General features: G+C 72.7%; 14 protein-coding genes. 10 read left to right on the plus strand and 4 right to left on the minus strand.

Translation table 11 applies throughout. From position 1 onward, the window contains the following. The first annotated feature begins 20 nt into the window (after nt 1-20). The 3 genes from ABZT74_RS03980 (at nt 21) to ABZT74_RS03990 (ending at nt 3,309) form a co-directional block, all read left to right on the plus strand. The gene (locus ABZT74_RS03980; RefSeq protein ID WP_356433322.1) at nt 21-728 is read left to right on the plus strand and encodes a hypothetical protein; all 708 of its coding nucleotides are present in this window, start codon (nt 21-23) and stop codon (nt 726-728) included. 245 nt (nt 729-973) lie between these two features. Continuing rightward, nucleotides 974-2,182 (plus strand): Cmx/CmrA family chloramphenicol efflux MFS transporter, encoded by a 1,209-nt coding sequence (locus tag ABZT74_RS03985; RefSeq protein WP_356167549.1) that lies wholly within the window; start codon nt 974-976, stop codon nt 2,180-2,182. 20 nt (nt 2,183-2,202) lie between these two features. After that, nucleotides 2,203-3,309, plus strand: a complete 1,107-nt coding sequence (locus ABZT74_RS03990; RefSeq protein ID WP_356433323.1) for a GNAT family N-acetyltransferase — start codon at nt 2,203-2,205, stop codon at nt 3,307-3,309. A gap of 69 nt (nt 3,310-3,378) precedes the next feature. Here ABZT74_RS03990 and ABZT74_RS03995 read toward each other — a convergent pair whose 3' ends face one another. Both ABZT74_RS03995 and ABZT74_RS04000 read right to left on the minus strand, forming a co-directional pair. Further along, nucleotides 3,379-3,645, minus strand: a complete 267-nt coding sequence (locus ABZT74_RS03995) for a DUF4031 domain-containing protein (protein WP_355873697.1) — start codon at nt 3,643-3,645, stop codon at nt 3,379-3,381. Then, nucleotides 3,642-4,037, minus strand: coding sequence for a hypothetical protein (locus tag ABZT74_RS04000; protein WP_355873694.1), 396 nt, complete (start codon nt 4,035-4,037; stop codon nt 3,642-3,644). The genes ABZT74_RS03995 and ABZT74_RS04000 overlap by 4 nt, the downstream gene beginning before the upstream one ends. A 57-nt stretch (nt 4,038-4,094) precedes the next feature. Between ABZT74_RS04000 and ABZT74_RS04005 the strand changes: the two genes are divergently transcribed. The 4 genes from ABZT74_RS04005 to ABZT74_RS04020 all read left to right on the plus strand — a co-directional run bounded on the left by ABZT74_RS04005 (nt 4,095) and on the right by ABZT74_RS04020 (nt 8,148). Next, complete coding sequence (locus ABZT74_RS04005) at nt 4,095-5,015, plus strand: MurR/RpiR family transcriptional regulator (protein ID WP_356167219.1); 921 nt, start codon at nt 4,095-4,097, stop codon at nt 5,013-5,015. Between the two features lie 158 nt (nt 5,016-5,173). After that, nucleotides 5,174-6,109, plus strand: a complete 936-nt coding sequence (murQ, locus tag ABZT74_RS04010) for an N-acetylmuramic acid 6-phosphate etherase (protein ID WP_356433324.1) — start codon at nt 5,174-5,176, stop codon at nt 6,107-6,109. A 16-nt stretch (nt 6,110-6,125) separates the two neighbouring features. Continuing rightward, nucleotides 6,126-7,526, plus strand: coding sequence for a PTS transporter subunit EIIC (locus tag ABZT74_RS04015; RefSeq protein ID WP_356433325.1), 1,401 nt, complete (start codon nt 6,126-6,128; stop codon nt 7,524-7,526). Nucleotides 7,527-7,560: 34 nt separating this feature from the next. Next, a complete protein-coding gene (locus ABZT74_RS04020; RefSeq protein WP_355873684.1) occupies nt 7,561-8,148 on the plus strand; it encodes a hypothetical protein in 588 nt (195 codons plus the stop codon). Nucleotides 8,149-8,202: 54 nt separating this feature from the next. Here ABZT74_RS04020 and ABZT74_RS04025 read toward each other — a convergent pair whose 3' ends face one another. Further along, nucleotides 8,203-8,604, minus strand: a complete 402-nt coding sequence (locus tag ABZT74_RS04025) for a hypothetical protein (protein WP_356433326.1) — start codon at nt 8,602-8,604, stop codon at nt 8,203-8,205. A 114-nt stretch (nt 8,605-8,718) separates the two neighbouring features. On the opposite strand from ABZT74_RS04025, the gene ABZT74_RS04030 reads away from it, so the two are divergent. Both ABZT74_RS04030 and ABZT74_RS04035 read left to right on the plus strand, forming a co-directional pair. Continuing rightward, a complete protein-coding gene (locus tag ABZT74_RS04030; protein ID WP_356433327.1) occupies nt 8,719-9,558 on the plus strand; it encodes a helix-turn-helix transcriptional regulator in 840 nt (279 codons plus the stop codon). Further along, nucleotides 9,542-9,748 carry a DUF397 domain-containing protein gene (locus ABZT74_RS04035; protein ID WP_356433328.1) on the plus strand — a complete coding sequence of 69 codons (207 nt, stop codon included), beginning with the start codon at nt 9,542-9,544 and terminating at the stop codon, nt 9,746-9,748. Before ABZT74_RS04030 ends, ABZT74_RS04035 begins: the two co-directional genes overlap by 17 nt. Before the next feature lie 69 nt (nt 9,749-9,817). Here the strand turns inward: ABZT74_RS04035 and ABZT74_RS04040 are convergent, their stop codons facing one another. After that, complete coding sequence (locus tag ABZT74_RS04040; RefSeq protein WP_356433329.1) at nt 9,818-10,939, minus strand: NADH:flavin oxidoreductase; 1,122 nt, start codon at nt 10,937-10,939, stop codon at nt 9,818-9,820. Nucleotides 10,940-11,240: 301 nt separating this feature from the next. Here ABZT74_RS04040 and ABZT74_RS04045 point away from each other — a divergent pair, with 301 nt between their 5' ends. Next, entirely contained in the window at nt 11,241-13,739 is a 2,499-nt protein-coding gene (locus tag ABZT74_RS04045) for a phospholipase D-like domain-containing protein (protein WP_356433330.1), read from the plus strand. The last annotated feature ends 86 nt before the right edge of the window (nt 13,740-13,825 follow it).

Consider the following 13,825-nt stretch of genomic DNA (forward strand, 5'->3'; position numbering starts at 1 on the left):
GGGGCGAGGAGAATGGCCGGATGACGGCAGAGAGCAACCCCAGCACCGGTCGGAAGAGTCCCCGGCATCCGGCCCGCGCGGATCTGGCGGAGCGCTGGGCCGGGACCGTACGGGCCGCCCGTGACGGCGCGGACGGTCCGGGACCCTCGCCGGAGCCCTACGCGGAGAACCTCCTGGACCGCTGGGCCGAGCCGCAGCGGCGCTACCACACCATCGACCACCTCCTCGCGGTGCTCGACCGCGTCGACGTGCTGGAGGCGCACGGGGAGCGGCCCGCGGACCCGGCCGCGGTGCGCCTCGCGGCCTGGTTCCACGACGCCGTGTATCTGCCGGACCGCTCGGAGAACGAGGAGCGGTCGGCGCGGCTGGCCGAGCGTGCCCTGGCGGAGCTGGGGGTCGGCGCGCAGCGCACCGCCGAGGTCGTCCGGCTGGTCCGGCTGACCGTCTCGCACGATCCCGCCGACGGCGACAGCGACGGCGCGGTCCTGTGCGACGCCGACCTGGCGATCCTGGCCTCGCCGCCGGCCGCGTACGCCGCCTACGCCGCGGCCGTCCGCGAGGAGTACGGCTTCGTCCCCGACGACGCCTTCCGGGCGGGCCGGGCGGCCGTGCTGCGTCAACTCCTCGATCTGCCAAGGCTGTTCAGGACGTCGTACGGAGAGCGGGAGTGGTCCGGTCCGGCCCGCCGGAACCTCATGGCCGAGCTGGCGGCGCTGACGGAGGGGTGAGGGCGCCGGGCCACCGGCGCGGAAGGTCCGTCGGCTGCGGGGCGCTCCGGCCGCGCCTTCGGCACCGCTTCCCCCACCGCTTCGCCTCCCTCCGCACCACCGCCCTCCCCCGTCCGTCATCCGGGACGGCGGGGAAACCGTTCGACGGCACGCTCCGGACGCCGTACGAAGGAGGCATGCCTCCGAGCCGCGGTCCCCTGAAGCCGGACATACCCGCCACCGGTCCCGCCGGTGGCCGCCCCCGTATGCCGCTGTCCGTCTACATCCTCGCCCTGTCCGTCTTCGCCCTCGGCACCAGCGAGTTCATGCTGTCCGGGCTGCTGCCGCCCGTCGCCGAGGACCTGGGCGTGACCATCCCGCAGGCCGGTCTGCTGATCTCGGCGTTCGCGATCGGCATGGTCGTCGGGGCGCCGCTGCTCGCCGTCGCGACCCTGCGCCTGCCCCGGCGGGCCACCCTCGTCGCGCTGATCGCCGTGTTCGGGCTCGGCCAGGTCGCCGGCGCCCTCGCGCCCACGTACGCCGTGCTGTTCGCCTCACGGGTGGTCAGCGCGCTGGCCTGCGCCGGGTTCTGGGCGGTCGGAGCGGCCGTCGCCGTCGCGATGGTGCCGGCGACGTCGCGGGCCCGGGCGCTCGCCGTGATGATCGGCGGCCTGTCGGTCGCGAACGTCCTGGGCGTGCCCGCCGGGGCGTTCCTCGGCGAGGGGCTGGGCTGGCGCTCCGCGTTCTGGGCGGTCGGCGCCGCGTCCGCGATCGCGCTCGTGGGCATCGTGACCCTGGTGCCGCCCCTGCCCCGCCCGGCCGAACGGCCCCGGATGACACGGGAGATGCGCATCTACCGCGACCGGCAGGTCTGGCTCTCCATCGGCACGATCGCCCTCGCCGCGGCCGGCGTCTTCTGCGCGTTCAGCTACCTCGCCCCGCTGCTCACCGATGTCGCCGGCCTCGACGACGGCTGGGTGCCGACGGTGCTGGCGCTGTTCGGGGTGGGCGCGCTCATCGGGACGGCGATCGGCGGGCGGTTCGCCGACGCGCACCTGTTCGGGGTGCTGATCATGGGGATGGCGGCCGACACGGTCGTGCTCGTCGCGTTCGCTCTCCTCGGGCGGTACGCCGTCGCGGCGGTGCTGCTCTCCTTCCTCCTCGGTATCGCCTGCTTCTGCACCGCCCCCGCCCTGAACGCGCGGATGTTCAACGTCGCCGCCGCCGCTCCCACCCTGGCCGCGGCCACCACCACCGCGGCCTTCAACCTGGGCAACACCGCGGGGCCCTGGCTCGGCGGGGCGGTCATCGACGCGGGGCTCGGCTACGGGGCCACCGCCTGGGCGGGCGCGGCCCTGACGACGGCGGCCATCGCCCTGGCCGTCGTCTCGCTGCGCCTGCAACGCCGCACGCCGGGATCACGGATCGTCGGAACGGGCAACGCGGCGACCGATCCCGTGTGTTCCGAGGCGTGATCCGTCCTATCCTCGGCCGCATGGGAGACACGGGTGGGGACCAGGTGGAGGCAGCCGTCCGGGACTGTGCCGCGCTGCTGCGGCCGGCGGCCGGGCTGGACTGGGACGGAACCACGGCGGGAGGGCTGGAGTGGAGCTGCCGGCGGACCGCCGAGCACATCGCGAGTGATCTCGTCGCGTACGCGGGGCAGTTGGCGGGCCGGGCCGGCACGGCCTATGTGCCGTTCGACATCACGCTGGAGGACGGCACCGACAACGCGGGGGCCGTCGAGGTGATCGAGGCGACCGGCGGACTGCTCGCCGCGGCCGTGCGGACGACACCGCGCGAGGTGCGGGCCTTCCACCCGTACCCGTTCCGCAGCGCGAACCGCGAGGGCTTCGCCGCGATGGGTGTCGCGGAGATCCTGCTGCACACCCACGACATCGCCGAGGGGCTCGGCCTCGCGTACCGGCCGCCGGCCGAGCTGTGCACCTGGGTCCTGGCCCGGATCTTCCCGCACGTCCGGCCCGAACCGGGCGCCCCCTGGAACACCCTCCTGTGGGCCACCGGACGGGCCGAGCTGCCCGGCCGCGCCCCGGTCACCGAGTGGCGCTGGCGCAACAACCTGGTGATCGACGCCGAGCGGCTCACGCTCCAGGGCGTCACCCCGGCCGCCGCCGCCGATCTCCGCGCGGGCGGCACCGGGGGCTTCGCGTGGATCGAGGGCGGCCCGTTCGAGGGCACGCGGGACGCCGCGGGCATGGTCGTGAAGGCGTACGAGGCGGGGACGCACCGGCCCGAGTGGGGCATGTTCGTGCTCGTGCGGCGCGAGGACGGGCAGGCCGTCGGGGGGATCGGCTTCCACGGGGTGCCCGACGAGGAGGGGCGGGCCGAGGTGGGCTACGACCTCGCGGAGACCGCGCGCGGCCGGGGTTACGCGACCGAGGCGCTGTGCGCCCTCGCGGAGCACGCCCTGGCCCGCGACGACGTGAAGCTCCTGTTCGCGGCCATCGAGCAGGACAACGCCCCCTCCCAGCGCGTGATCGCCCGGGCCGGGTTCACCCGGGTGAGCGAGGACGAGGAGCGGGCGGCGTACGAACTGCACGACCTGGAGCCGTCATTGCGGCTGTACGCCCGCGAGAGTTGAGCGGGCCGCTCACCTCGCGGGAGCGGGACGCGGCGGGTGGCGCACCCCGCGGGAGCGGGCCGGGACCGGTCAGCCGGTCGTGCGCTTGCGCCGCCGCAGTCCCGCCCCGTGCAGCAGCCGCACCACCTCGCGGCTGCCGACCTCGACGGCGCCCGCCGCCACGGCGGCGTCGTAGCGGTGCGAGGGGATGTCGTAGTGGTCGCGCTCGAAGGCGCGGCGGGGGGCGCCCAGCGTCGCGGCGAAGGCGTGGAGTTCCTCGTAGGAGACGTCGCTGATCAGGTGGGACCAGACCCGGCCGTGGCCCGGCCAGGTGGGCGGATCGATGTAGACGGTCACGCGGGCGGGGCCGTGCCGGTCGCCGAACCGAGGGAGCCCACCGGGGAGACCTTCACGCCGGCCTGGTGGCACACCCAGTGCGGGTCGGGTCCCAGCTCGGGCTCGACCTCCAGGGCGTGCGGGTCGCCGCTGCCGCAGACGGGGCAGAGCGGCCACCGCCCGTGCCGCTCCAGGAGCGCGTCCTGGACGTCCTGGGCGACGAGCCCGGCGACGAATCCGGCGCCCTCCGGCCACTGCTCGACCCACCAGCGGCGCTGCACCACCGAATCCTCGACGAGGGAGACGACGTCCGCCTCGGCGACCCGGCCCGCGACCAGGTCGGCGAGCACATGGGCACGAGCAGCGTGGAGCGCCTGTTCCAGGGGGCTGAGGGGGTTGTCGCTGGGGTCCATGCCCCCCATTGTGCGCACCCTTGACCGTATGCCCCAAAGGAAAATATCTTTCATCATGTGACCCAGAACGTGAAGGAAATTTTCGCGGGCGAGGCTCCTCCCGCCCCTGCCGCCCTCGCGGCCAAGGTGCGGACCCTCGCTCCCTCGATGACGCGCTCCATGCAGCGGGTCGCCGAGGCCGTCGCCGGTGACCCGGCCGGCTGCGCGGCCCTCACGGTCACGGGGCTCGCCGAACTCACCGGCACCAGCGAGGCGACCGTCGTGCGCACGGCCCGCCTCCTCGGGTATCCGGGCTACCGGGACCTGCGCCTCGCGCTCGCCGGGCTCGCCGCCCAGCAGCAGTCGGGCCGGGCCCCCGCCGTCACCGCCGACATCGCGGTCGACGACCCCATCGCCGACGTCGTCGCGAAGCTCGCCTACGACGAGCAGCAGACCCTCGCCGACACCGCCGCCTCGCTCGACACGGTGCAGCTCGGCGCGGCCGTCGCCGCCATCGCGGCCGCCCGCCGCATCGACATCTACGGCGTCGGCGCCTCGGGCCTGGTCGCGCAGGACCTCTTCCAGAAGCTCATGCGGATCGGTCTGATAGCCAACGCGCACAGCGACCCGCACCTCGCGGTGACCAACGCGGTGCAGCTGCGCGCGAAGGACGTCGCGATAGCCATCACCCACTCCGGCTCGACCGGCGACGTCATCGAACCGCTCCGGGTCGCCTTCGAGCACGGGGCGACGACGATCGCGATCACCGGGCGTCCCGGCGGTCCGGTCACGCAGTACGCCGACCACATCCTCACCACGTCCACCGCCCGCGAGAGCGAGCTGCGGCCGGCGGCCATGTCGTCGCGCACCAGCCAGCTCCTCGTGGTGGACTGCCTGTTCGTGGGGGTCGCCCAGCGCACCTACGAGACGGCGGCGCCCGCGCTGGCCGCCTCCTACGAGGCACTGGCGCATCGCCATACTCCGCGCGGCGGCCGATAGCCGCCTCGCGGGACACCAACCGGGGGACTTGATTCAGCAGGGAGACTGCGGTCCGTGGGCGGCCTGACGCCACCCGCGTGACGGTGCCGTACGTCGTCCCGGCCGCGCCCCTCTCCCGGGCGCGGTACGACACCTCACCGGAAAGAGCCGCTCCCGTCATGACCTCCATGCCCAACTACGGCGATCTTCGAGCAGAGTTGGAGACGCTGACCACCGAGGCGTTCCGCCCCGAACTGTCCGAGATCGACCGGCTGCCCACGCTGGAGATCGCCCGGCTGATGAACGGGGAGGACGCGACGGTGCCGACGGCCGTCGCCGCGCAGCTCCCGCTCATCGCCGCCGCGATCGACGGCATCGCGGAGCGGATGGCCCGCGGCGGGCGCCTCGTCTACGCCGGCGCCGGCACCGCGGGCCGCCTCGGCGTGCTCGACGCCTCCGAGTGCCCGCCCACCTTCAACACCGACCCCGCCCGGGTCGTCGGCGTGATCGCGGGCGGTCCCACCGCTCTGTCCACCTCGATCGAGGGCGCCGAGGACTCCAGGGAACTGGCCGCCGCCGACCTCGACGCGCTCGCGCTGACCGCCGACGACACGGTGGTCGGCGTCTCCGCCTCCGGCCGCACCCCCTACGCGGTGGGCGCGGTCGAGCACGCCCGCTCGCTCGGAGCGCTGACGGTCGGCCTGTCGTGCAACGCGCACAGTCCGCTCGCGGCCGCCGCCGACCACGGCATCGAGGTCGTGGTGGGCCCCGAACTGCTCACCGGCTCCACCCGGCTGAAGTCCGGCACCGCCCAGAAGCTCGTGCTGAACATGCTGTCGACGATCACGATGATCCGGCTCGGCAAGACGTACGGGAACCTGATGGTCGACGTGCGGGCCTCGAACGAGAAGCTGCGCGCCCGCTCCCGGCGGATCGTCTCGCTCGCGACCGGCGCCTCGGACGAGGAGATCGAGCAGGCGCTCGCCGCCACCGGCGGCGAGGTGAAGAACGCGATCCTGACGATCCTCGGCGGGGTGGACGGGCCCGAGGCCGCCCGCCTTCTGGAGGAGAGCCAGGGCCATCTGCGTGCCGCGCTGGCGAAGGCGTCCGGCTGACGAGCACGCTCGGGGAGTGCGTACACCGGACTCCACCACAGCCGCCGCGATCCTCCCCCTGGTGGGCGGCCCCGCGAACGTCCTCACCGTCGCCCACTGCATGACCCGGCTCCGGCTGGGTCTGCGGGACCGGAGCCTGGTCGACGAGGACGCCCTGCGGGCGCTGCCCGCCGTCCTCGGCGTCGTCGCGGACGACGACAGCTACCAGATCGTGCTCGGCCCCGGCACGGTCGCCCGGGTGACCCCCGAGTTCGAGGCACTGCTGACACCCACGGCCGAGCGTCTCGCGCTGCGCGGCGCCGAGCTGAAGGCCGACCGGACCCGGCGCAACGCGACACCCCTCAAGCTGCTGCTGCGCCGGGTCGCGGACATCTTCGTGCCGCTGATCCCGGCACTGATCGGCTGCGGGGTGATCGCCGGCCTGAACGGCCTGCTGGTCAACCTCGGTGTGCTGACGGGCGTCACGCCCGCGCTCGCCGCGATCGCCGGCGGCTTCATGGCGCTGATCGCCGTCTTCGTCGGCTACAACACGGCCAAGGAGTTCGGCGGCACCCCGATCCTGGGCGGCGCGGTGGCGGCGGTCGTCGTCTACGCCGGGGTCGCCAAGGTGACGGTGTTCGGCATGACGCTCGCGCCCGGCCAGGGCGGCGTCCTCGGGGCACTGGCCGCCGCCCTCCTCGGCACCTGCGTCGAGAAGTGGTGCCGCCGCTGGGTCCCGAGATCCCTGGACGTCCTCGTCACCCCGACCCTGACCGTGCTGCTGACCGGCCTGGTGACGCTGTACGCCCTCATGTACGCGGCCGGTGAGCTGTCCTCCGCCATCGGGACGGCCGCGAACTGGCTCCTCTCCACCACCGGCGCGTTCGCCGGCCTCGTCCTCGGCGCCCTCTTCCTGCCGCTGGTGATGCTCGGCCTGCACCAGGCCCTCATCCCCATCCACACCACGCTCATCGAGCAGCAGGGGTACACCGTCCTGCTGCCCGTCCTCGCCATGGCGGGCGCGGGCCAGGTCGGCGCCGCCCTCGCCGTGTACGTACGCCTGCGCCACGACACCTCGCTGCGCACGACGATCCGCTCGGCGCTGCCCGCCGGCCTCCTCGGCGTCGGCGAACCCCTCATCTACGGCGTCTCGCTCCCCCTGGGCCGCCCCTTCCTCACCGCGTGCGCGGGCGGAGCGGCGGGCGGCGCCTTCATCGGCTTCTTCTCGATGCTGGGCGACCGGGTCGGCTCGACCGCCATCGGCCCCTCGGGCTGGGCCCTGTTCCCGCTGCTGTCCGGCAACCGGGGCCTCGGCCTCACCGCGGCGATCTACGCGGGCGGCCTGCTGACCGGGTACGCCGTCGGCTTCACCGCGACCTACTTCTTCGGCCTGGACCGCCGGACACGCGTCCGGCCCCCGGAACCGGCCGCCGCGTGACCGCGCTGTCGGCGGCGCGTGCGACGCTGGGACCATGAACCACGCACAGCTGACCGCCCTCGGGCGCGCCCTGCGGGTGCTCGGGGAGCACGGCGACGCCCTGAACGCCGACACCTCCGACGCCAAGCTGCACGAGGTCAAGGCGGACCTGAAGCGGGCCCTGGACCTGCTGGAGGAGACGGTGACGACGGCCGCGCCGACCACCCGCTGCTCCGAGCATCCGAACGGCCCGGTGGACGAGAGCGCCCCCGACCGCTGCCTGCTCTGCGAGACCCGCCGCCGCGCCGCCCGCCGCACCGAGGTCAACGACGCGTACACGCACGGCCGGACACCCGCGCCGGACGAGATGCCCGACCGCGCCATGTCCCGGTACGGGGTCCGGGGCGACCGCCCCCAGCCTCAGCAGCGCTGGCTCCCCGAGGTGTGGACCGGCCAGGAGTGGCACCTGTGCGGCACCCCGCGCCGCGACCGGCACGAGGCCGAGCGCTATCTCGCCGCCGAGCGCCGCACCCCCCGCCCCGGCATGGCCTACCGCCTCGTCCACGAGTTCACCGACTACGAGGTGCTCCGCATCTGGGGCACCCCGGTCAAGGTCGACATCGAGCCCATGGGCAACCTGTAGCGGTCGGGGCCGAGCAGGGAGGTCCCCTCACCGGTGACCTCCCGGGCCCCTCCCTCACGGCAGCCGCGGCTCCGCGTTGATCCGCCGCACCCGTGCCCGCAGCACGTCCCCCGGTGCCGCCTCCCCGAGGGACTCCGGCGGGCAGTCCCACTCGCGTCCGCCGCCCGGCGGCCGCAGCTGGACGAGCCCGCCCTCGCGCCCCATCACCTGGCCGAGCCGGCCGTCCCGCACGTCGACCGCGTACTCCACGCAGGCACGCAGCACGGCGGTCAGCTTCTGCGCCGTGCCGACGTTGCAGCGGCCGAGCGCGACCAGGGCGAACGGCTCGTCGCTCGCGCCGGTGACCGGATCGACCCGCAGCGACGGCAGCACCACGCCGACGCCGGTCAGCGCCGCCCGCAGCTCCGCCACGATCTCCTCCGTCGGCCGTACCCGCTTGCCCTGCGTCATCTCCATCGCCCGTTCCCTCCACGCTGAGTGTTCGCTTTCACCACCCAGCGTGGCCGTCACCCCTCTAACCTGGCCAGAGTCGGCGTCTCAACAACCCCAGCTGTGTGACAGGGAGTTGCCATGCCCGGACCGAAGGACCTCGACCCCGCCTCCTCACCCCGCGCGATGATCGGGGCGGAGTTGCGGTACGCCCGCGAGAACGCGGGGCTCTCCCAGGCGGAGCTGGGCGAACCCCTCTTCGTGAGCGGCTCGTTCATCGGCCAGCTGGAGGCGGGGACCCGGCGGCTGCACCTCGAATACGCGGTCCAGATAGACGAGATCCTGAACACGAAGGGCTTCTTCGAGCGCAACTGCAGGGCCTTGGCCAGGTCCAAGTACCCGGACCACTTCGCGGAGGCGGCGGAGGCGGAGGCGATCGCATCGGCGATCAGGGAGTACGCGCCTCTGCTGATCCCAGGGCTGCTGCAGACGGCAAGTTATGCGCGGGCCGTGTTCCGTGGAGGCCGCCCGACCGCCACAGCAGACGTGATCGATGATCTGGTCGCAGCGAGAGTGGAACGGGCCCAGATTCTGGAAGATCCAACAACCCCGCTGTTGTGGGCAGTTCTGGACGAAGCCGTCCTACGCCGACAGGTTGGTGGCGCGAACGTCATGGCTGAGGCCCTACGGCACATCGCGGCGCTCGCGAGGCGACACCGGATCATCATCCAGGTACTGCCGTTCGAGGCAGGCGCCCACATGGCGATGGGTGGCTCTCTCAAGCTGATGGCGTTTGAGGACGCACCCCCACTCGCCTATTTGGAGGGCTTGGGCACAGGGCGACTGGAGGACTACCCAGGAACGGTCACCAGCTACGAGCTGACCTTCGACCTACTCGGGGCCAGCGCGCTCTCACCGGCGGAATCCCTAGCCCTGATCGAAGCAGTGGCAGAGGATTACTCACATGAGGAACAACCCTGAGTACCCCCTGAGCGACACCACTTGGCACAGGTCCAGCTACAGCGATGCCACCGGCGGAAACTGCCTCGAAGTGGCCGATGGTCACGCCACCCTCGTCCCCGTGCGGGACTCCAAGAACCTCGGCCCCGTGATCGCCTTCGGCGCCGCCGCCTGGGCCGTGTTCGTCGGGCACGTCGGCGCCGACGGCTGACCGGCGCGGGAAACGGCAGGAGGCGGCGCCCGCGTCACAGCGGGCGCCGCCTCTTCAGGCAGGCTCGGACTAGCTGAGCGTCTTCAGCGCGGCGGCGTCGTACGGCTTCAGGTCGTCGAAGCGGCCGGCGAGGACCTTGGCGGCCCACTCCGGGTCCTGGAGCAGCGCGCGGCCGATGGCGACCATGTCGAACTCGTCGCGCTCCAGGCGGTCGAGGAGGTCGTCGATGCCGCGCACCGAGGAACCCTCGCCCTGGAATGCCTTGAGGAACTCGCCGTCCAGGCCCACGGAGCCGACGGAGATGGCCGGCTTGCCGGTGATCTTCTTCGACCAGCCGGCGAGGTTGAGGTCGGAACCGTCGAACTCGGGCACCCAGTAGCGGCGGGTGGAGGCGTGGAAGGCGTCGACTCCGGCGGCGGCGAGCGGGGCGAGGATCGCCTCCAGCTCCTCCGGGGTCTCGGCGAGACGGGCGTCGTACGCCTGCTGCTTCCACTGCGAGTAGCGGAAGATGACGGGGAACTCGGGCGAGACGGCGGCGCGGACCGCGGCGACGATCTCGGCGGAGAACGTGGTGCGGGCGACCGGGTCGCCGCCGTAGGCGTCGGTGCGGCGGTTGGTGCCGGCCCAGTGGAACTGGTCGAGCAGGTAGCCGTGGGCGCCGTGCAGCTCGACGCCGTCGAAGCCGATGCGCTCGGCCTCGGCGGCGGCCTTCGCGAACGCCTCGATGACGTCGTCGAGGTCCTGCTGGGTCATGGCCTTGCCGGTGACGTCCGCGCCCTCGGTGGCGAGGCCGGAGGGGCCGACGGCCGGGGCGTCCGCGAAGGGCGGCTCGCCGGCCTGGCGGACCATGCCGATGTGCCACAGCTGCGGGACGATCGTGCCGCCGGCCGCGTGCACGGCGTCGGCGACGTTCTTCCATCCGGCCAGCTGGTCCTCGCCGTGGAAGCGCGGAACGCGGTCGCTCTGACCGGCGGAGTCGTGGCCGACGTACGTGCCCTCGGTCACGATGAGGCCGACGCCCGCCGCGGCGCGCCGCGCGTAGTAGCCGACGACGTCCTCGCCCGGTACGCCGCCCGGCGAGAACATCCGGGTCATCGGGGCCATCGCGATCCGGTTCGGGACGGTCAGACCGTTCAGGGACACGGGACGGGCAAGGATGTCGGCGGCGCGGGACGCGGCGTCAGCGGTCATGTGGGGGCTCCTCGGAGAGGTCGGCGGTAGCACGTCGGACGGTCTGCGGAGCAGAGGATTCCACGCGGTATGTGCGCATGCATCGACTGCCCGTCAGCGTCAACCACCACATCCGGCACCACATTCCGGCACCCCCGCACGCCTCCCTGTGATCCGGGCCACGCCCGCGCCGCCTCGGCCCGCCCCGACCGCGGACCGGCCGACGGGGAAGATCACGCGCGTCCGGCAGCACGCGAGGAGCGGCCCACGCCTGTCTATAGGGTGTGATCGGCTCGAACAGGCCCCGAACAAAAGGAAACTGATGGGCAGACACATAAGACGGGTGGCCGCGCTCGCCGCGCCTCTGGCTCTCGGCGCGACCCTGCTGGCCCCGGCCGCCGCCCAGGCGGAGACCGTGGTCTCCGGGAACTACACATCGGTCTTCAACTACCCCAAGCCCACGACCTACGACTCCTCGATCAACGTCTCGGTAGGCGACCTGATCGACCTCGCGGCTCCCGGCTCGACCCTGTACATGGGCATGTACTGGTTCAACAGCGCGGACCTGCGGGCCAAGCTCACCGCCGCCCAGAGCCGCGGCGTCACGCTGCGCATCATCTCGGAGTCGGCGAACCGGCCCAGCAGCGACCTGGACAGCCTCGCGCTGACCGGCGGCTCCACCCTCACCTGGTGCTCCCGCGGGTGCCTCGGCAACGGTTCGGGCGACACGAACGCGATCGACCACGACAAGTACCTCGTGCTCGACTCGCTCACCGACGGACGCAAGAACGTTGTCTGGCAGGCCTCTCAGAACCTCGCGGGCGGCCAGGACGGCGAGATCAACAACGCCGTCGTCGTGTCCGGCAACGCGACCCTCGCCTCCCGGTACCGCGCGCACTTCAACGACCAGGTCAAGCACGCCGGCGACAGCCTGCACACGACGTACGACCACACCACCGGCGACCCCGCGTCCCCGGTCGAGGCGTACTTCTCCCCGCGCGACACCGCCTCGGACGCCGCCCACTACGGCAACGCCGACATCCTCGCCTCGTTCATCGACCAGGTCGACTGCTCGATGGACGGGAAGATCCGTATCTCGGCCGCCGAACTCGACCAGCGGACCACCCGTCCCGCCGTCTACGACGCCCTGGCGACGAAACGGTCCGAGGGATGCGGTGTCGACGCGAACGCCCGCGACCTCAGTGACGGCGGCGGCAACAAGGGCATCAACGACCTGACCGCCCTCGACATCGCGGCCTACGGCAACCGTCCCGGCGGCTGCCGCTACAAGACCTCGGCGGGCGCCTCCTGCAACCACGGCACCACCCACTCCAAGTACCTGCTGACGGAGTGGAAGAAGAGCGACGGCACCCAGGTCCAGCACGTGTACACGGGCTCCCACAACTGGACCGCGGGCTCGCTGAAGACGAACGACGAGACGATCCTGCGCATCGACGACGCGGGCACCTACCAGGCGTACGTCGCCAACTTCAACAAGGTGCGCGCGAGCGCGGTCGACCTCGACGCCGCGAAGTACGGCTCGACGGCCCAGCACTACTCCCGGGTCAACGTGGGCACGAACGGCGACCAGCACTACAGCGCCGTCGCCTCCGGCGGCACCTCCTCGGTCTACACCGCTGTGGCCTACGAGCAGGGCGACCGGCACGACTCCTCGGACATCGAGCTGGGCACCGACGTGTACCTGCGCCTGTACAAGGACGGGGCGCCGCTGTGGGACGAGAAGCTGCTGAGCAACGGCAACACCGGCACCGGCACGACCTGGTCGCACCAGAAGCCCGACGTCGGCGTGGACGACCAGGGCAACGCGATCGTCGTGTGGGCCAAGGACGACGACGGCAACAAGTACGCCGACATCGCGGTCCGCAAGGTGACCCCGGGCGGCACGGTCACCACCCTGCCGCGCCCGCACGCCTCCGGTGACGGCGACCAGCTGCGGCCGACGGTCGCGGTGGCGGGCGACGGCTCCTACAGCGTCGCCTGGGAGAACACGGCCGACGGCTCGACCCTCAACCAGGTGTACGCGAGCAGCTGGTCCGCGACCGGCGCGCTGCGCTACCAGGACGTTCAGGTCAGCACGATCAACTCCGGTGCCGCGGGCTCCAACCGACGGCCCGACGCGGCGATCGACGACGCCGGGAACACCGTGATCGCCTGGGAGGAGGACGCGGACGGCAACGGCGGCCTCAACATCGGTGTCGCCAAGCTGAACACCTCCGGGGGCTTCTCCGTGGCCCGCAAGGTGGGCAACTCCCTCACCGACGGGCAGCAGAGCAAGCCCGCGGTGGCCTCCACGGGCGACGGCCGGTTCGTCGTGGCCTGGACCGACGAGTACACGACCGGCGCCGGCACCCTGGTGCGGCCGCAGCGGATCAACCAGCGCTTCTTCTCGGCGACCGGCACTCCCGCGGCGGCGGACCGGCGGACCGCCGAGGACGGCACGGACACCGGCCCCTACGTCGACGGCAAGCGGCCGGTCTCCGACCAGGCGGACGCCGATGTCACGGTCGCCGACGACGGCACCTTCGTCGTCGCGTGGAAGGAGGCCTTCGACGTGCTCGTCGGCAACCCGGCCACCCTCTTCGCGGGCCAGGACGACGTGTGGGCCCGCGGCTTCAACGCCGACGGCACGACGACCGGAAGGTTCCCCGCCACCCGCATGAACGTGGTGACCGGCGGCGGCCAGGGCGGCCCGGCCGTGGCCACGGCCGCGAACGGCCGGCTCGCGCTGACGTACTCGGACGACTACGACGCCAACGGCTTCAACGAGATGCGGCTGCGCGACGCGTTCAGCAACTCCTGATCACCCCGGGAGAGCGTGAACGCCCGAGGGCGGCACCCCCAGTGGGGGTGCCGCCCTCGGTCTCGTACTGCGACGAACCGCTGATC

It is taken from the genome of Streptomyces sp. NPDC005302 (genome assembly GCF_040607345.1).
Taxonomy (GTDB): domain Bacteria; phylum Actinomycetota; class Actinomycetes; order Streptomycetales; family Streptomycetaceae; genus Streptomyces.

What these genes read in the sequence shown, in the direction of transcription:
- ABZT74_RS04045 (WP_356433330.1), top strand. Translation starts at nt 11,241, where the DNA reads ATGGGCAGACACATAAGACGGGTGGCCGCGCTCGCCGCGCCTCTGGCT.
- ABZT74_RS04030 (WP_356433327.1), top strand. Translation starts at nt 8,719, where the DNA reads ATGCCCGGACCGAAGGACCTCGACCCCGCCTCCTCACCCCGCGCGATG.
- ABZT74_RS03985 (WP_356167549.1), top strand. Translation starts at nt 974, where the DNA reads ATGCCGCTGTCCGTCTACATCCTCGCCCTGTCCGTCTTCGCCCTCGGC.
- ABZT74_RS04000 (WP_355873694.1), bottom strand. Translation starts at nt 4,037, where the DNA reads ATGGACCCCAGCGACAACCCCCTCAGCCCCCTGGAACAGGCGCTCCAC.
- ABZT74_RS04040 (WP_356433329.1), bottom strand. Translation starts at nt 10,939, where the DNA reads ATGACCGCTGACGCCGCGTCCCGCGCCGCCGACATCCTTGCCCGTCCC.
- ABZT74_RS04020 (WP_355873684.1), top strand. Translation starts at nt 7,561, where the DNA reads ATGAACCACGCACAGCTGACCGCCCTCGGGCGCGCCCTGCGGGTGCTC.
- ABZT74_RS04025 (WP_356433326.1), bottom strand. Translation starts at nt 8,604, where the DNA reads ATGGAGATGACGCAGGGCAAGCGGGTACGGCCGACGGAGGAGATCGTG.
- ABZT74_RS03980 (WP_356433322.1), top strand. Translation starts at nt 21, where the DNA reads ATGACGGCAGAGAGCAACCCCAGCACCGGTCGGAAGAGTCCCCGGCAT.
- ABZT74_RS04035 (WP_356433328.1), top strand. Translation starts at nt 9,542, where the DNA reads ATGAGGAACAACCCTGAGTACCCCCTGAGCGACACCACTTGGCACAGG.
- murQ (WP_356433324.1), top strand. Translation starts at nt 5,174, where the DNA reads ATGACCTCCATGCCCAACTACGGCGATCTTCGAGCAGAGTTGGAGACG.
- ABZT74_RS03990 (WP_356433323.1), top strand. Translation starts at nt 2,203, where the DNA reads ATGGGAGACACGGGTGGGGACCAGGTGGAGGCAGCCGTCCGGGACTGT.